This is a genomic window from Streptomyces sp. NPDC042102, from assembly GCF_055582305.1.
On sequence record NZ_JBVJDL010000005.1, the window covers coordinates 331103 to 348534 of the forward strand.

The following is a 17432-nucleotide window of genomic DNA, read 5'->3' on the forward strand; positions in this document are numbered from 1 at the left end:
GTGCAGGGCGGGGCGGGGAACAGTGCGGTGATCGGGGGGCGTTACCGACTGCTGGAGCGGCTCGGGCGGGGCGGGATGGGGACCGTCTGGCGGGCCACCGACGAGCTGCTCGGGCGTCCGGTCGCCGTCAAGGAGCTCCATCTCGACGCCGGTACGCAGGCCATGGGCGCCCTGCGGGAGGCGCGGGTCGTCGCGCAGATCAGGCATCCGCACGTCGTCGTGGTCCATGACGTCGTGGAACACGAGGGCCGGCCCTGCATCGTCATGGAACTCGTCGAGGGCGGTTCGCTCGCCGACCGGCTCGTGGCCCAGGGTCCGGTGGCGCCGGACGAGGCGGCCCGGATCGGGCTGGCGCTGCTCGGGGCGCTGGGCGCGGCGCACGGCCGCGGGGTGCTGCACCGGGACGTCAAGCCCGCCAACGTGCTCGTGGAGGCGGAGACCGGGCGCGTGGTGCTGACCGACTTCGGGATCGCGCGCCTGGCCGGGTCCACGACCATCAGCGAGACCGGGGCGTTCGTGGGCTCGCCCGAGTACACCGCGCCCGAACGGATGCAGGGCGCGGCCGCCGGGCCGGCGTCCGACCTGTGGTCGCTGGGTGCGCTGCTGTGCGCGGCGGTCACGGGCGAGTCGCCCTTCCACCGCGATTCGATCGGCGGCGTCCTGCACGCCGTGGTGTACGACGAGATCCGCCCGCCCGCGCAGCTGGGGCCGCTGCTGCCGGTCGTCCGCGGGCTGCTGGAGCGCGATCCGCACAAGCGGCTGGGCGCGGCGGAGGCGGAACGGCTGCTGTCGGGGTGCGCGGGCGCCGGGAGCGTGCCGCCGGCCGGGGCGGGGGCGGGCTATACGCCGACCGAGCGCGTCGCCCGGCCGTCGGGCGGGACGGGGTCGGGCACGGCGTCGGCCACGCCGTCGGCCACCGTGCCGGCTCAGGAGCCGGTAGCGGCGGGCGGGGGGTGGCGGCGGCCCGGGGTGCGGGTGGTGCTGATCGCCGCGCTGGTGGTCGCGGTGGCCGGGGGCACCGTCACCGCGGTGTCGCTGCTCGGTGACCGGGGCGAGGGGAAGCAGCGGTCGGTGGCACCGGCGACGGTGCCGCCCACGGCCCCGCCGTCGCCCACGCCCACACCCACACCCACGCCGTCGCCCGGTGGTTCCCAGGCCGGCGGGAACGACAAGCCCTCCGCGCCCGCGCCCTCGCCGTCGGCGCCGCCGGCTCCGGCGCCGTCCCTCCCCTCCGTCCGACCCGCGCCTCCCGGGTACCGGAGCGTGACCGACCCGGACGGGTTCTCCCTCGCCGTGCCCGCCGGATACCGGCGCACCCTCGACGGGCCCCGCGTGGTGTACGTCTCGCCGGACGGTTCGGTGCGCATCGGGATCAAGATCTCGGCCCCGGAACCCGGCGGGCCGCTCGGCGTGATGCGCCGCGCCGATGCCAACGGGCCGCACACCAACCCCGGATACCGGGACAACTCGGTCGTGCCCACCACCCACAACGGGCTGCCCGCGGCGCTGTGGGAGTTCACCTGGAAGGGCTTCACGGCCGCCGAGGGCCCTCGGAGCACGGTCGACGTCTGCTGGGAGGAGCGGGACCGGCTGTACGACGTGTGGGTGTCGGCCCCGGTGGGCCGCTCCGGCGAGGCCCGGGGGTACTTCGACGCCGCGCTGGACTCCTTCGTCCCGCCCGCCGGCTGACATCGGGACGTACAGGGCGCAGACGTACGAGGGCCCCGCCGCCGGAGACCGGCCGCGGGGCCCTCGTACGCGGGATGGGGCGTCAGTCGCGGGCGGCGGCGAGCTCCGCCACCCGGCCGCGGACCAGGAACCAGCCGCCGACCAGGGCGGCCGCGATGACCGGGAGGAACATCACGGTGGTGCGGCCGACGCCGCCGTCGCACCACATGAGGATCAGGACGGTGAGCAGGAAGCCCAGGGTGACGATCTGCGTGTACGGGGCCCAGGGCAGCTTGTAGCCGGGGCGCTCGACCTCGCCGCGCTGGGCGCGGCGCCAGAAGAACAGCGAGCAGATCATGACCATCGCCCAGGTGCCCAGGATGCCGATGGACGCGAGGTTGAGGACGATCTCGAAGGCGTCGGAGGGCATGAAGTAGTTCAGGGCGACGCCCGCGACACCGAAGGCGGCCGTGAAGAGGACGCCGCCGTAGGGGACCTTGCCCTTGTTCATGCGGGCGGTGAACTTCGGGGCGGAGCCCGACATGGCCATGGAGCGCAGGATGCGGCCGGTGGAGTAGAGGCCGGAGTTCAGCGAGGACAGCGCGGCCGTCAGGACGACGAGGTTCATGATGCCGGCGGTGCCGGGGATGCCGAGCTTGTCGAAGACGGTGACGAACGGGCTCTGGCCGGCGGCGTAGGCGGTGTACGGCAGCAGCAGGGCCAGCAGGACCACGGAGCCGACGTAGAAGATGCCGACGCGCCACATGATCGAGTTGATCGCCTTCGGCATGATCTTCTCGGGGTTCTCGGTCTCACCGGCGGCGACGCCGCACAGCTCGACGGAGGCGTACGCGAAGACGACGCCCTGGATCACCAGGAGCATCGGCAGGACGCCGGACGGGAAGAGGCCGCCGTTGTCGGTGATGGTGGACAGGCCCGGGGTGTGGCCGTCGATCGGGTGGCTGGTGGCGACCAGGTAGATGCCGACGAGCATGAAGGCGACCAGGGCGGCGACCTTGATGATCGAGAACCAGAACTCCATCTCGCCGAAGTACTTCACCGAGATCAGGTTGGCGGTCAGGACGACGGCCAGGGCGATCAGCGCCAGGATCCACTGGGGGATGTCGCTGAACATGGCCCAGAAGTGGGCGTAGGTCGCGGCGGCCGTGATGTCCGCCACGGTGGTGGTGGACCAGTTCAGGAAGTAGAGCCAGCCGGCCGTGTAGGCGCCCTTCTCCCCCATGAACTCGCGCGCGTAGGAGACGAAGGCGCCGGAGGAGGGGCGGTACAGGACGAGTTCACCGAGCGCCCGGACGACGAAGAAGGCGAAGACGCCGCACACCGCGTACGCGATGGCGAGGGAGGGACCGGCGCCCGCGAGGCGGCCTCCGGCACCCAGGAACAGGCCGGTGCCTATCGCCCCGCCGATCGCGATCATGTTGATGTGGCGGGACTTCAGGTCCTTGCTGTAGCCCTCGTCGCCGGCGTCGACGTGGACGGATGCCGACGGCTTGGCCGACGCGGCCGAGGCCTTCGTCAGGGTGCGGTCACTCATGTATGACTTCGCCTTCGTGGATCGGACAGGCAGGCCGGACGCCCGCGGAGGAGCGGGATGGTGTCCCCCGTGTTGCGGCCCGGTGAAATTTTGTTCGCACCAGGAGACCACGACAGGCAGTGGGTGCCAAACCGGCCATCGAACGCGAAGGCCCCCGGCGCCCTTCGAAAAGGGTGCCGGGGGCCTTCGTGGAGACCGGTACCAAGGTCAGGTGCGGGTGTCCGCCTCGGTCGCGGTCGCGGCCTGGTCCAGGCGGAAGGCCTCGTTCCCCAGGCCGATGTGCGCGTGGACCTCCGGCTTGCGGGCGCGCAGCACCACGCCGTACGCCAGGCCCAGTACGGCGGCCGCGCCGATGATGCCGGGCAGCACCCAGGCCAGCGCGGAGCCCTCGGCGGCGCCGACCAGGACGCCGAAGTCCTTGACGGTGTAGACGGCGATGGCGAGGAGGGCGAGGCCCGCGGCGCCGGCGGCGACCAGGCGCCAGATCTGCGCGCCGGCGGTGCCGCGGCGGACGAAGAAGGCGATGACGGCGAAGGAGGCGGCGGCCATGAGAAGTGTCACGCCGAGGGCGCCGACGCTGCCCATCCAGGTGAACAGGTGCAGCACGGGCGTGGTGGGGTCGCCGGCGGGCATGTCGTCGGTGAGCGCGAAGGCGAGCACGACGACGGTGGCGATCACGGTCTGGAGCAGGGAGCCGGTGGCGGGAGCGCCGGTGCCGGGGTTGGTACGGCCGAAGGCGGCCGGGAGCAGGCCCTCGCGGCCCATGGCGAAGGCGTAGCGGGCGACGACGTTGTGGAAGCTGAGCATGGCCGCGAACATGCCGGTGACGAAGAGCACGTGCAGGACGTCGGTGAAGCCGGTGCCCAGGCGGGTCTCGGTGAGCTGGAAGAGCAGGGCGGGGCCGGCGTCGGCCGCCGTCCTGACCACCTCGGAGGGGCCGGTGGCGACGGTGAGGGCCCAGGCGCTGAAGGCGAAGAAGAGGGCGACGAAGCCGACGGCGAGGAACATCACGCGGGAGACGACGATGTGCGGCTTGCTGGTCTCCTCGGCGTAGACCGGGGACTGCTCGAAGCCGACGAAGGCGGCGATGCAGAAGCACAGGGCGGTGCCGAGGCCGGCGCCGCTGAGGGTCTCGGGGTTGAAGGCGTGCAGCGAGAGGCCCTCGGCGGCGGGCTCGGCGAGGGCGGCGACGTCGAAGACGACGACCAGGGCGCACTCGATGAGGAGGAGGACGCCGAGCACCTTGGCATTGAGGTCGATCTTGAGCCAGCCGAGGCCGCCGGTCACGGCGACGGCGAGCAGGGCGGGTATCCACCACGCGACGCTGATGTCCAGGTACGTGGCGAAGATGCCCGAGATCTCGAAGCCGAGGATGCCGTAGACGCCGACCTGCATCGCGCTGTACGCGACGAGGGCGACCAGGGAGGCGCCGGCGCCCGCAGTGGGTCCCAGGCCCCGGGCGATGTACGCGTAGAAGGCGCCGGCGTTGTGGACGTGCCGGCTCATCTCGGCGTAGCCGATGCTGAACAGGGCGAGGACCAGGCCGAGGACGACGAACAGCAGCGGCTGGCCGACCACGCCCATCACGCCGAAGGTGGTGGGCATCACACCGGCGACCACCATGAGGGGGGCGCTGGCGGCGAGTACGGAGAGCAGCAGGCCCGCGGTGCCGAGGCGGCCCGCGCGCAGGGCCCGGTCCTGGCCCTTGTAGGTGCGGATCTCGGCCGCGGGGGGGAGCGTGGTGGATCTGCCCGTCGCCATGGCGGGTGGTCCTTTCCGGGGTCGGGGGTTCGGGGGGTCGCGAGGGTTCAGCAGGTCGCTCGGGTTCAACAGGTCGCGCGGGGTTCAGCAGTCGCGGGGGTTCAGGCGGAGCCGAGCGCGGCACTGCGCGCGGCGAGGAAGGCCTTGTGGGGGTCGAGGTCGGGATAGGACCAGGGGGCGCGGGTGGCGTGCCGCCCGATGCGGTGGAAGAGGGCGGCGGCCTCGGCGGGGCGGCCCTCGCAGAGCTTGGCGTGGGCCAGGAAGTTGAGGTCGACCCGGTTGCGGGGGTGGTCCTCGCGCTCCCACTCCAGCCACCAGTCGAAGGCGGCGCGCAGCACCTGCCGGGCGCGGCGGCCGGACCAGTGCTGGGTGGCGCTGCCCGCTCCGTCGGGCGTGCGGCCGTGCGGGGCGGCGAGGACGCGGTAACGCTCGGCGTGGGCGATGACGGGGAGGACGGCGAGCGGGGAGTCGGCCGGGGACTCCTCGGCGGCCCAGGCGGCGAAGTCGTACACCTCGTGGAGGGGGTCGTGGCCGGCGCCGGGGGTGCGTTCGGCGAGTTTGGCGACCATGAGGTGGTGGGCGTGGTGGTGCTCGCGGTGGCGGGCCCGTACCTGGTCGAAGTGGCGGGTGAACTCCTCCTCGGAGCCGAAGACGCGGGAGAGCAGGAGCAGGCCGAGCCAGGGGGTGGGGTCGGCGGGGAACAGGGCGGCGGCGCGGCGGCAGGCCTCGTCGGCGGCCTCGGGCGTGCCCTTGCGGCGCAGGGCGTCGAAGACGGCCGCGCAGGCGAGGAGGGTGGTCGCGTCGGCGCTCTCGGGTTCGGTGAGCAGCCATTCGCGGGCCCATGCGGTGGCGGCGGGGGTCTCGGCGAGGACGACGAGGCGGTGGCCGCGGCGGTCCCAGTCGTCTCCGGTGGCCGTGAGCAGGGCGCGTGCCCTGGACCAGCGGCCCTGGGTGAACTGGGAGCGGACGTCGACCAGTTCGGTGTCGCACAGGGCCGGGTCGAAGAGCTGGGCATCCCGCTTGCGGGCGCGGCCGAGGGGCGGCGGAGGCGGGGACATCCGCGGTCTTCCCTCCAGGACGCGGGCGCGGGCGGCTGTGACGGTGGGTGGGGCGTGGCTGTGCGTGCGGGTGGTGCTGTGGTCTCGGTCTCGTCGCTGCGGGCTGTCGCTCCGGTACTCCGAGTGGATGATCACGCACAGCAAAGCGGTACGCACAGCTCCGCGTCAAGGCCTGAACTGCTCGGTGGCGGGTTTCAACTGCTGCGGTGTCCGAGTGAGTTGGGGCGCTTGTTCCGGTCCGTCCGGCGGCGTCCGCCGCGCCCGCGCGACGCCCCGGCGGGAACGGGCGGGCGGGCGCCGCCGCGCACGGGCGGGTGCGGCTCCCGCGTGGCCGGGTGCGGCCGGTGGGCGGGCGCGGTGCCCGCGGGCCCGCCGGGCGCCGCGTACCGCGGTCCCGACCGGGGCCGTCGGCCTCCCCGCGGCGCCGCGCGGAGGCCGTGGCGGACGTGCCCGGCCGCCCCCGTGGAGGTGCGCCGCGGGCCGTGCGGAGCGGACCGGCGCACGGCCGGGGCCGCCCCGGCGGGCGCGGCGGTACGGCGGCGTTCCGGCCCGTACCGGCCCGCGCGGCGGCGGGAAGCAGGACGCGCCGCTGGCCGAATGGCGTGGGGTCGAGAGGTGCCGCTGGGTCGTCTCTTCCGGATCTTGCTCCCCCAGCTACCGCTGGGGGAGCAAGATCCGGAAGAGACGACCCAGGGCCGGAATCAGCTCACGGCCGCCGCCGCGGCGCGGCCCGCGGCGCGGCCCGAGAAGAGACAGCCGCCGAGGAAGGTGCCTTCCAGGGCCCGGTAGCCGTGGACGCCGCCGCCCCCGAAGCCGGCGGCCTCGCCGGCGGCGTACAGACCGGGCAGCGGTTCACCGGAGGGGGTCAGCACGCGCGAGGAGAGGTCGGTCTCCAGGCCGCCCAGGGACTTGCGGGTGAGGATGGAGAGCCGGACGGCGATCAGCGGGCCCGCCGCGGGGTCGAGGACGCGGTGCGGGGCGGCGGTGCGGATCAGCTTGTCGCCGAGGTACCTGCGGGCGCCGTGGATGGCCGTGACCTGGAGGTCCTTGCTGAAGGGGTTGGCGATCTCGCGGTCGCGGTCGGTGATCTGGCGGCGCAGGTCGGCCTCGTCGATCAGCGGTTCCTTGGTGAGCTCGTTCATCCGGCGCACCAGCGCGGACAGCTCGCGTTCGACGATGAAGTCGGCTCCGCGGTCCATGAAGGCCTGGACGGGGCCGGGCACCGCCTGGCGGGCGCGGTCGATGACGCCCCGGACCGACTTGCCGGTGAGGTCGGGGTTCTGCTCGGAGCCGGAGAGGCCGAACTCCTTGCCGATGATGCGCCGGTTGAGGACGAACCAGGTGTGGTCGTACCCGGTCTTCATGATGTGGTCGAGGGTGCCGAGGGTGTCGAAGCCGGGGAAGAGCGGTACGGGCAGCCGCTTGCCGGTGGCGTCCAGCCAGAGCGAGGACGGGCCGGGCAGGATGCGGATGCCGTGCCGGGCCCAGATGGGGTTCCAGTTCTCGATGCCCTCGGTGTAGTGCCACATGCGGTCGCGGTTGATTTGGCTGGCGCCGGCGGCTTCGGCGATGCCCAGCATCAGACCGTCCACGTGGGCCGGGACGCCGCAGAGCATGCGCTCGGGCGGGGTGCCGAGCCGGGCCGGCCACTGCTTGCGGACCAGGTCGTGGTTGCCGCCGATGCCGCCGGAGGTGACGATCACGGCCTGGGCGCGGAGCGTGAACGCGCCGGTGGCCTCGCGGCCGCTGGCCGCGCCGCGTTCGGCGTCGGAGGGCGCCAGGATCTCGCCGGTGACCGTGTCCAGGGCGCCGCCGTTACGGGCCAGGCCCGTGACCCGGTGACGGAACCTCAGGTCGACCAGGCCGCGCGCCGCCCCGGCCCGCACCCGCCGTTCGAAGGGGGCCACCAGGCCCGGTCCGGTGCCCCAGGTGATGTGGAAGCGGGGTACGGAGTTCCCGTGGCCGCTCGCGTCGTAGCCGCCGCGCTCGGCCCAGCCGACGACGGGGAAGAAGCGGACGCCCTGCGCGTGCAGCCAGGACCGCTTCTCGCCGGCGGCGAAGTCGACGTACGCCTCGGCCCAGCGGCGCGGCCAGGCGTCCTCGTCGCGGTCGAAGCCGGCGGTGCCGAGCCAGTCCTGGAGGGCGAGTTCACGGCTGTCCCGGATCCGCATCCGGCGCTGCTCGGGCGAGTTCACGAAGAACAGGCCGCCGAAGGACCAGTGGGCCTGGCCGCCGATCGACTGCTCCGGTTCCTGATCGAGCAGGATGACCTTGCGGCCCGCGTCGACGAGCTCGGCGGTGGCCGCCAGGCCCGCGAGCCCGGCACCGATCACGATCACGTCAGCGTCGTACACCATGAGTCGAGTTCCGTCCTGTCGTCCGTGGTGGGACGAATCCTGGCTACGCGACGGTAACCAGTCAACACTTGGTGGAGGGATGGTCCTGATGGGCGCTGCCGACGAGATCCTGGACGTGGTGGACCGCGACGACCGTGTGGTCGGGCGGGCGCCGCGCGGCGAGGTGTACGCGCGGGGGCTGCTCCACCGGTGCGTGTTCGTGCAGGCCAGGGACGCCGAGGGGCGGATCTTCGTGCACCGCCGGACCGCGTCCAAGCTGGTCTTCCCGTCCCACTACGACATGTTCGTGGGCGGGGTGCTGGGGGCGGGCGAGAGCTACCCGGAGGCCGCGCTGCGCGAGGCCGAGGAGGAGCTGGGGGTGTCCGGACTGCCGCGGCCGGCGCCGCTGTTCAAGTTCCTGTACGAGGGCGAGGGCGGGGCCTGGTGGTCGTACGTCCACGAGGTGCGCTGCACGCTGCCGGTGGCGCCGCAGGAGGCGGAGGTGGACTGGTACGCCTTCCTGCCGGAGGACGAGGTGCGGGCGCGGGTGGCGGCGGGCACCTGGCCGTGGGTGCCGGACGGGCTGGAGGCGTACCGGAGGCTGCGGGCGTTCCGGGCGGCCGGCGCGTAGATTGCGCGTGTGATCGACTTCGTCAAAGACGTGCGCCTGTGGTTCACGCCGCAGCGGCTCCGGGAGGAGGGCGAGACTCCCGACTACCGGTTCTCGCTCGCCAACGAGCGGACGTTCCTGGCGTGGATCCGCACCGCGCTGGCGCTGGTGGGCGGCGGTTTCGCGGTGGACCAGTTCCTGCCGGACCTGCGGTGGGGCGTACGGGTCGGGATGGCGCTGGCGCTGCTGGCGGTGGGCGCCGCGTGCGCGCTGCGGGCGGTGAACCACTGGGTGCGCTGCGAGCGGGCGATGCGGCGCGGCGAGGACCTGCCCATGTCGCGGTTCCCGGTGGTGCTGAGCCTGGGTGTGGGGCTGGTGGCGCTGGCGATGGTGGTGGTCGTGCTGATGGGCTGGACGACGGGGCGGTGAGCGCGGCGGCCGGTACGCGGGATCCGGGCGGCCCGCGCGACCTCGACGGGCAGGATTCGCGCGACCCCGGCCTGCAGCCGGAGCGGACCCGGCTGGCGTGGCGGCGTACGACGCTGACCTGCACGATCACGGCCGTGCTGGCGGTACGGCAGGCGGTGCACGGGTCGGGGGGCCGGCTGGAGGTGGCGGGCACGGCGGTGATCGTGCTGCTGTGGCTGGCGTTCCTGGGCGTGGCGCACCGGCGGATCCGGGAACTGGCCGCCGCGCGGCCGCCGGCGCTGGCACCGCGGGCGGGGTTCGCGGCGGTGGCGTGCGTGCTGGCGCTGGCACTGTTCGCGGTGGCGGTCATCATCTGAACCGCTGATGCGATGGTCGGTCTTGCCGCTGACGCTTATCTTCCCGAAGGGGACACATCGGTCATTAACGTGCGATACCACCCCCTCCGCACTAGCCTCGGGCCCATGACGACCCTGCACCACGAACACCCCACGCACGAGCACGCGCACGGCCCCGGCTGCGGTCACACCGAGGTCGACCACGGCGACCACGTCGACTACGCGCACGACGGCCACCTGCACCGGCAGCACGCGGGGCACTGGGACGAGTGCGAGCCCGCGGGGCACGTCGCCCACGACGGGCACGCGCACGTGCACGGCGAGGGCTGCGGGCACGACGCGGTGGCACACGGCGACCACGTGGACTACCTGCACGACGGCCACCGGCACGCCCGGCACGACGGCCACTACGACGACCACTGACCTCGCCCGGTAACGCTCCGGCAACCGCTCTCCCCGGGCCGCTCGGCGGCTGGCAGGATGCTGCCCGCACGCCAACGCGACCCGGGGAGAACGCACATGACCGCCGACCGGCCCTATCTCGTCGAACCCGCCGCCGGGGTGCACGCCTACGTCCAGCCCGACGGCGGCTGGTGCCTGAACAACGCCGGCTTCGTGACGGACGGCGGCCGGACCCTCCTCGTCGACACCGCCGCCACCGAGCGCCGCGCCCTCGCGCTGCGCGACGCGATCACGGCGTCCGGGGCCCCGCTGCCGCGCACGGTGGTCAACACCCACCACCACGGCGACCACACCTACGGCAACGGCGTGTTCACCCCCGGAGCGCTGGTCGTCGGCCACGACAACGCGCGCGCCGAACAGCTGGCCGCCGGGCACCAGCTGGAGATGATCTGGCCGGCGACCGACTTCGGCGCCATAGAGATCACCGCCCCGGACCTGACGTACAGCGAGCGGCTGACGCTGCACGTCGGGGAGACGGAGGTCCAGGTCATCCACCCGGGCGTCGCGCACACCACCGGCGACTCGGTCGTGTGGCTGCCGCGACAGCGGGTCGTGTTCACCGGGGACCTGGTCTTCGCCGGGGGCACGCCGTTCCTGGCGATGGGCTCGCTGGCCGGCTCGCTGCGGGCGCTCCAGGTGCTGCGCTCCCTGGGCGCGGAGACCGTCGTACCGGGGCACGGGCCGCTGACCGGCCCCGAGGCGTACGAGGCGACGGAGCGGTACCTGCGCCGGGTCGGCGAGCTGGCGCGGGAGGGCCGGGCCGAGGGGCTGACGCCGCTGGAGACCGCGCGCCGGGCCGATCTCGGCGAGTTCGGGCAGTGGCGGGAGAGCGAGCGTCTGGTGGCCAACCTGCACCGGGCGTACGCGGAGCTGGAGGGACGCCCGGAGGGGGCGCCGCTGGACATCCTGGCCGTACTGAAGGACATGACGGTGATGAACGGCGGTACGCCGATCCTGTGCCACGCGTGAGCGGGTAGGCCGGATCGGCGCGCGGATCCGGCCGCACCCTGGACGGCATACCGACTGGTCGGCATGATGGGCGGCGGACACTCGTCGTCAACTCCGTACGGAGGTGCGCACCATGACCTCAGCCGACCCCCGAGGCCTTGATCTGGAGCGGCTGCGCGGCCATCTCGACCGCGTCCGGCCGGGCCTGGTGGCCGGGGCGCTGAGCGGCCGGCTGATCGAGGGAGGCCGGTCGAACCTCACCTACGAGATCACCGACGGCGCCGGCCGCTGGGTGGTACGCCGGCCCCCGCTCGGGCACGTACTGGCCACGGCGCACGACATGCGCCGCGAGCACCGGGTGATCGCGGCGCTGCACGGCACGGCGGTACCGGTGCCGGAGCCGCTGCTGCTGTGCGAGGACGAGGCGGTGCTCGGCGCCCCGTTCTACGTGATGGAGTTCGTCGACGGGGTGCCCTACCGCACCGCCGGCCAGCTCGCCGCGATCGGACCCGAGCGCACCCGGCGGGCCGTCCTGGGCCTGGTCGACACCCTGGTGGCGCTGCACGCGGTGGATCCGGCGGAGGTCGGCCTGGCCGATTTCGGGCGCCCCGAGGGCTTCCTGGACCGGCAGCTGCGCCGCTGGGGCAAGCAGCTGGCGGCCTCCCGGGGCCGCGAGCTGGCCGGGATCGACGAACTGCACGGGGCACTGGGCCGGGCGCTGCCCGCCTCGCCCGCGCCGGCGGTGGTGCACGGCGACTTCCGCCTGGACAACGTACTGATCGGCGGGCCGGACGACCGGATCCGGGCGGTGCTCGACTGGGAGATGTCCACGCTCGGCGACCCGCTCACCGACCTCGGGCTGCTGGTGATGTACAGCGCGGACCTGGGCCTGACCGAGTCGCCGGTGAGCACGACGAGCGGCGCGCCCGGGCACCCCTCCCCCGCCGAGCTGATCGAGCGGTACGCCGCCGGCTCGGGCCGGGACACCGGGGCGATCGCCTGGTACACGGCCTTCGCGTGGTTCAAGCTCGCGGTGATCCTCGAAGGCATCCACTACCGCTGGACGCTCGGCCAGACCGTCGGGGCGGGTTTCGACCGGATCGGCGAGCTGGTCCCGGTCTTCATCGAGCACGGTCTGTCCACCCTCCAGGAAGGCTGAGGAGCCGATCAGTATGGATTTCGCATTCGACGCCCGGACCGAGGAACTGCGCGAGCGGCTGCTGGCGTTCATGGACGAGCACGTCTACCCGGCGGAGGCGGTGGCGGCCGCGCAGCGGGCCGCGCTGCCCTCCCCGTGGGACACCCCGGCGGTGTTCGGGGAGCTGAAGGCCGAGGCCCGCCGCCGGGGGCTGTGGAACCTGTTCTTCGTCGACGAGCGGGGGCGGCCGGGCGAGGGGTACGGCGCCGGGCTGACCAATCTGCAGTACGCGCCGCTGGCGGAGATCACCGGCCGCAGCCCGCACCTGGCGCCGATGGCCACCAACTGCGCGGCCCCGGACACCGGGAACATGGAGCTGCTGGCCCAGTTCGGCGACGAGGAGCAGCAGAAGCAGTGGCTCCGGCCGCTGCTGGCCGGGGAGATCCGCTCGGCCTTCGCCATGACCGAGCCGGACGTGGCGTCCTCGGACGCGACGAACGTCGAGACCCGGATCGAGCGCGACGGCGACGCGTACGTGGTGACGGGCCGCAAGTGGTTCATCTCCGGGGCGATGAACCCCGACTGCGCGGTGTTCATCGTGATGGGCAAGACCGACCCGGAGGGTGCCGATCCGCGCCGCCAGCAGTCGATGATCCTGGTGCCGCGCGACACGCCGGGCGTGCACGTGCGCCGGGCGATGACGGTCTACGGCTACGAGGACCACGACCACGGCGGCCACGCGGAGGTCGTCTTCGACGGGGTCCGGGTGCCCGCCTCGCACCTGATCGGCGAGGAGGGGTCGGGCTTCGCCATCGCCCAGGCCCGGCTGGGGCCGGGCCGGATCCACCACTGCATGCGGCTGATCGGCATGGCGGAGCGCGCGATCGAGCTGATGTGCCGGCGGGCGGTGGAGCGGACGGCCTTCGGCAAGCCGCTGGCCGCGCAGGGCGTCGTACAGAACTGGATCGCGGACGCCCGGGTGACCGTGGAGCAGCTGCGGCTGCTGGTGCTGAAGACGGCCTGGCTCATGGACACGGTGGGCAACCGGGGCGCGCACACCGAGATCCAGGCCATCAAGATCGCCACCCCGCGGGCCGTGGTGCGGATCCTGGACGACGCGGTGCAGCTGCACGGCGCGGGCGGGGTCAGCCAGGACTTCCCGCTGGCCGAGCTGTGGGCGGCGGCGCGGACCCTGCGGCTGGCGGACGGTCCGGACGAGGTGCACCAACGGTCGCTCGCGCGGCGGGAGTTGAAGCGGTTCACGGCAAGCTCGTGAATGTGGCGGATTCGTAAAGAAGTTCGGTGGAACCCGTGTGCGATGTGGAGGCGATGCGGGGGACTGTTTGAGAAACCTTGTTGAACTCCCCCGAAAGGCCGGGGAGATCTTGATTTGCGCCTGTCAATCGGAACAGGGTTTTCCAGAAGTTTGACGCCCCACACGTCAACACGAGGAGAACCCTCTTCATGGCAACTCACAAGCGTTCGCGCGGTTTTCGTTACGCCGCTCTCGCCACGGGAGCCGCTGCGGCCACCGTCGCGACCCTGGTCGTCACCCCCTGGGCCGGTGCTTCCGCACCGGCCGAGGGCACGGTGTACGGCCTCGGCGCCCCCGGCGCGATCAGCGGCAGTTACGTCGTCATCCTCGACGCATCCGCGAACAAGGAAGCGCTCGCCCGCAAGTACGGCGGCGAACTGAGCCGCACCTACGGATCCGGGGTCAACGGCTTCTCGGCCTCGGGCATGACCGAGAAGGAGGCCAGGCGGCTCGCCGCGGACCCGGCCGTCGGCAAGGTCGTCCAGAACAAGAAGTTCACGATCAACACCACCCAGCCCAACCCGCCCTCCTGGGGCCTGGACCGGATCGACCAGACCCCGACCGCGGGCGACAAGAAGTACACCTTCCCGGACAAGGCCGGCGAGGGGGTGACCACGTACGTCATCGACACCGGCGTCCGCATCACCCACAAGGACTTCGGCGGCCGTGCCAGCCACGGCTTCGACGCCATCGACAACGATGCCATCGCCGACGACGGCAACGGCCACGGCACGCACGTGGCCGGCACCGTCGCGGGCACCGCGCACGGCGTCGCCAAGAAGGCCAAGGTGGTGGCGGTGCGGGTGCTGGACGACGAGGGCTCCGGCACCACCGAGCAGGTGGTCGCCGGCATCGACTGGGTCACCCAGAACCACAGCGGGCCGTCAGTGGCCAACATGAGCCTGGGCGGCGGCGCGGACGAGGCGCTCGACGAGGCGGTGCGCCGGGCGATCGCCTCGGGCGTCACCTTCTCCCTCGCGGCGGGCAACGAGTCGAGCGACGCCGGGCAGGGCTCCCCCTCCCGGGTCCGTGAGGCACTCACCGTGGCGTCGAGCACCATCGACGACAAGCAGTCCTCGTTCTCCAACTTCGGTGCCGTGGTGGACCTGTACGCCCCGGGCTCGGACATCACCTCGGCGTGGAAGGACAGCGACACCGCCACGAAGACGATATCCGGCACCTCCATGGCCGCCCCGCACGTGGCGGGCGCCGCGGCGCTCTTCCTGTCCGGCCGGCCGGACGCGACCCCGGCGCAGACGGCCGCGGCGCTGACGTCGGCGGCGACCACGGGTGCGGTGCGCAACCCTTCGCCGGGCACGGCGAACAAACTGCTGAAGGTCGCCCCGTAGCAGGGGGAACGGGGAGCCTTCCCGCCGGCCGGCCCTCCGCCCGCCCCCGCCAGGGGCGCGGCGGAGGGCCGGCCGGGTTCCCGTGCCGGGACCGGGCGGTCAGGGGCGCAGCGCGCGCAGCAGGAGGTCGGCGAGGTGGTCGGCGACCTGCTGAGGTGTGAGCGGGCCGTCCGTGCGGTACCAGGTGGACAGGTGGTGCACGGAACCGAAGTGGTAGTCCACGACCAGATCGGCGGGGGTCGCGGTGGAGAACACGCCGGACTGCTGGCCCTCCTCGATCAGGGCCCGGAACCGCTCGTGGTAGCGGCGCCGCTCGGCCCGTACCTGCTTGTACTTCTCCGGGCTCAGCTGGTGCATCGACCGGAAGAAGATCATCGCGTCGTCGAGGTTCTCGATGGTGGTGACGACGACGTCGGCGGCCGCGGCGCGCAGCCGCTCCTCGACGGGGGCGTCGGAATCGGCCACCGCGTCCAGGCGCTGCTGCTGCAGGCGCAGCATGCGGGCGTACACCTCGTGCAGCAGGTCGTCCTTCGACCCGAAGTAGTGGTAGAGCGCGCCCTTGGTGACACCGGCCGCCTCGACGATCTCCTGGACGGAGGTGCGGTCGTACCCGCGCTCGGCGAAGAGCCGGGTGGCGACGGCGAGCAGCCGCTGCGGTACGGGCGTGTCCATGCCCTCTGCGGGCTCCGTGGTCCTGGACGCCATGGCCCTCCCCTTTCCTACGAACATTTTCAGCCGCGCTCACGCAGTTCTCGTCGCAGGATCTTGCCACTCGTCGTCTTCGGAAGGACAGGCAGGATCTCGACCTGGCGCGGGTACTTGTACGCGGCCACGCGCGAGGCGCAGTACGCGGCGATCTCGGCGGGCTCCGCGGCGGCCCCGGGGCGCAGGCTGACGTACGCCTTGACGGTCTCCCCGCGGTAGGGGTCGGGGACCCCGACGACGGCGGCCTCGCGCACGGCGGGGTGGGTGTAGAGGACGTCCTCGACCTCGCGCGGCCAGACCTTGAAGCCGGAGGCGTTGATCATGTCCTTCTTGCGGTCGACGACGTAGAGCCAGCCGTCCGCGTCCATGAAGCCGACGTCGCCGGTGCGCAGCTCGCCGCCGGGGAAGGCCTCGGCGGTGGCGTGCGGCTGCCCCCAGTAGCCGGTGGCGAGCTGGGGACCGCGGACCAGGATCTCGCCGGTCTCGCCCAGGGGCAGCTCGTGGCCGCGGGCGTCGACGATGCGGAGAGCCGTCTGGGCGCCGGGGACCCCGACGGAGAGGGTGCCGGTGGCCGCGTCGACGGGGGCGGCGCGGTGGGCGGGCACGGAGGCGCAGGCGGCGGTGGATTCGGTGAGGCCGTAGCCGTTGCGCAGGTGGAAGCCGAACGCGGCGTCGAGCCGGTCGACGAGGGCGGGCGGGAGCGGGGCGCCGCCGGAGGAGACGATCCGGAAGGAGGCGAAGTGCTCGCGGGTGACGCCGGGGTGGGCGGCCAGCGCCATGAAGGCGGTGGCCGGGCCGACGGTGTAGGCGGGCCGGTGTTCGAGGAAGGCGTCGAGGACGACGCCGGCGTCGAAGCGGTGGGCGAGGGCGAGGGTGCCGGCATTGACGAAGCAGGCGGCGAGCTCACAGACCATGCCGGTGATGTGGAACAGCGGGGCCAGGGCGAAGTAGGTGCCGCCCTCGGGTATCGGATGCCCGGTCACCTGGCGGACGGCGTTGTAGGTGAGGGCGCCGTGCGGGTTCATGGCGCCCTTGGGGGTGCCGCTGGTGCCGGAGGTGTAGCTGATGAGCGCGGTGTCACGTGCGGGGTCACCCGCGGTGTCACCGGCGGCGGGCGACACCGCGCCGTCCGGGCGGGGCCCGGGGTACCCGCGGCGGGCCACGGTGGCGAAGTCCTGGGCAGCGGCGGCGAAGCCCGTGGCCGCGCGGGGCGGCGGCACCGGTGCGGGGTGCGGGCCCGGGCGAGGAAGGAAGACGCGGGGGTCGTCGCGGGTCTGGAAGTCGCGGTCGTCGGTGGTCAGGACGGTGCGGACGGCCGTACCGGCGGTGGCCCCGGCGACGTACCCGGCCCAGGCCCCGGACTCACAGACCAGTGCGACCGCGCCGCTGTCCCCGAGGATGTGCGCGACCTCGCCCGCCTTGTACATCGGGTTGAGCGGGACCACGATCGCGCCCGCCTTCCAGGCGGCCAGGACGGCGAGCACGAAGTGCGGGGTGTTCTGGAGCATGACGGCCACCCGGTCGCCGGGGCCGACGCCCTGCGCCGCGAGGTGTCCGGCGACGGAGTCGGACAGCGCGTCCGCCTCGGCGTAGTCGATCCGCCCGTCGAAGTACGCGAGCGCCGTACGCCCCGGCGCCCGGCGGACGGCGTCCCGGAAGGCGTGCAGCACACCGGCCGGCGGATCGACGGGCGCCCGCTGGGCGGGGCTGAGCAGGCGCAGCCACGGCATGGCGGCGTACGGGGACGCGGACGGCCCCGCCGG

15 protein-coding genes are annotated in these 17432 nt (G+C 73.3%); 9 read left to right on the forward strand and 6 right to left on the reverse strand.

The window, feature by feature from the left end:
- Positions 1–75 precede the first annotated feature (75 nt).
- Positions 76–1689, forward strand: coding sequence for a serine/threonine-protein kinase (locus ACZ6KO_RS23660; protein ID WP_469306078.1), 1614 nt, complete (start codon positions 76–78; stop codon positions 1687–1689).
- Positions 1690–1771: 82 nt separating this feature from the next.
- Here the strand turns inward: ACZ6KO_RS23660 and ACZ6KO_RS23665 are convergent, their stop codons facing one another.
- The 4 genes from ACZ6KO_RS23665 to ACZ6KO_RS23680 all read right to left on the reverse strand — a co-directional run bounded on the left by ACZ6KO_RS23665 (position 1772) and on the right by ACZ6KO_RS23680 (position 8399).
- On the reverse strand, positions 1772–3223 hold the full coding sequence (locus ACZ6KO_RS23665) for an amino acid permease (protein WP_469305980.1): 1452 nt from the start codon (positions 3221–3223) through the stop codon (positions 1772–1774).
- 207 nt (positions 3224–3430) lie between these two features.
- Positions 3431–4984, reverse strand: coding sequence for an APC family permease (locus ACZ6KO_RS23670; RefSeq protein ID WP_469305981.1), 1554 nt, complete (start codon positions 4982–4984; stop codon positions 3431–3433).
- 101 nt (positions 4985–5085) lie between these two features.
- Positions 5086–6042 carry a hypothetical protein gene (locus ACZ6KO_RS23675; protein WP_469305982.1) on the reverse strand — a complete coding sequence of 319 codons (957 nt, stop codon included), beginning with the start codon at positions 6040–6042 and terminating at the stop codon, positions 5086–5088.
- Between the two features lie 701 nt (positions 6043–6743).
- Entirely contained in the window at positions 6744–8399 is a 1656-nt protein-coding gene (locus ACZ6KO_RS23680) for an FAD-binding dehydrogenase (protein ID WP_469305983.1), read from the reverse strand.
- A gap of 88 nt (positions 8400–8487) precedes the next feature.
- On the opposite strand from ACZ6KO_RS23680, the gene ACZ6KO_RS23685 reads away from it, so the two are divergent.
- The 8 genes from ACZ6KO_RS23685 to ACZ6KO_RS23720 all read left to right on the forward strand — a co-directional run bounded on the left by ACZ6KO_RS23685 (position 8488) and on the right by ACZ6KO_RS23720 (position 14964).
- A complete protein-coding gene (locus ACZ6KO_RS23685) occupies positions 8488–9009 on the forward strand; it encodes an NUDIX domain-containing protein (RefSeq protein ID WP_469305984.1) in 522 nt (173 codons plus the stop codon).
- Positions 9010–9018: 9 nt separating this feature from the next.
- On the forward strand, positions 9019–9417 hold the full coding sequence (locus tag ACZ6KO_RS23690) for a YidH family protein (RefSeq protein WP_469305985.1): 399 nt from the start codon (positions 9019–9021) through the stop codon (positions 9415–9417).
- Positions 9414–9773, forward strand: a complete 360-nt coding sequence (locus ACZ6KO_RS23695) for a DUF202 domain-containing protein (RefSeq protein ID WP_469305986.1) — start codon at positions 9414–9416, stop codon at positions 9771–9773. The genes ACZ6KO_RS23690 and ACZ6KO_RS23695 overlap by 4 nt, the downstream gene beginning before the upstream one ends.
- 105 nt (positions 9774–9878) lie before the next feature.
- Positions 9879–10175 carry a hypothetical protein gene (locus ACZ6KO_RS23700; protein ID WP_469305987.1) on the forward strand — a complete coding sequence of 99 codons (297 nt, stop codon included), beginning with the start codon at positions 9879–9881 and terminating at the stop codon, positions 10173–10175.
- Between the two features lie 96 nt (positions 10176–10271).
- A complete protein-coding gene (locus tag ACZ6KO_RS23705) occupies positions 10272–11183 on the forward strand; it encodes an MBL fold metallo-hydrolase (protein WP_469305988.1) in 912 nt (303 codons plus the stop codon).
- 112 nt (positions 11184–11295) lie between these two features.
- Entirely contained in the window at positions 11296–12321 is a 1026-nt protein-coding gene (locus tag ACZ6KO_RS23710) for a phosphotransferase family protein (protein ID WP_401456458.1), read from the forward strand.
- A gap of 13 nt (positions 12322–12334) precedes the next feature.
- Positions 12335–13576: an acyl-CoA dehydrogenase family protein gene (locus ACZ6KO_RS23715; RefSeq protein WP_469305989.1), complete on the forward strand. Its 1242-nt coding sequence runs from the start codon at positions 12335–12337 to the stop codon at positions 13574–13576.
- A 188-nt stretch (positions 13577–13764) separates the two neighbouring features.
- A complete protein-coding gene (locus tag ACZ6KO_RS23720; RefSeq protein ID WP_469305990.1) occupies positions 13765–14964 on the forward strand; it encodes a S8 family peptidase in 1200 nt (399 codons plus the stop codon).
- A 99-nt stretch (positions 14965–15063) separates the two neighbouring features.
- Here ACZ6KO_RS23720 and ACZ6KO_RS23725 read toward each other — a convergent pair whose 3' ends face one another.
- Together ACZ6KO_RS23725 and ACZ6KO_RS23730 are read right to left on the reverse strand one after the other, a co-directional pair.
- Positions 15064–15669, reverse strand: coding sequence for a TetR/AcrR family transcriptional regulator (locus tag ACZ6KO_RS23725; RefSeq protein WP_469305991.1), 606 nt, complete (start codon positions 15667–15669; stop codon positions 15064–15066).
- Positions 15670–15695: 26 nt separating this feature from the next.
- Entirely contained in the window at positions 15696–17399 is a 1704-nt protein-coding gene (locus ACZ6KO_RS23730; protein WP_469306079.1) for a class I adenylate-forming enzyme family protein, read from the reverse strand.
- Positions 17400–17432: the final 33 nt, after the last annotated feature.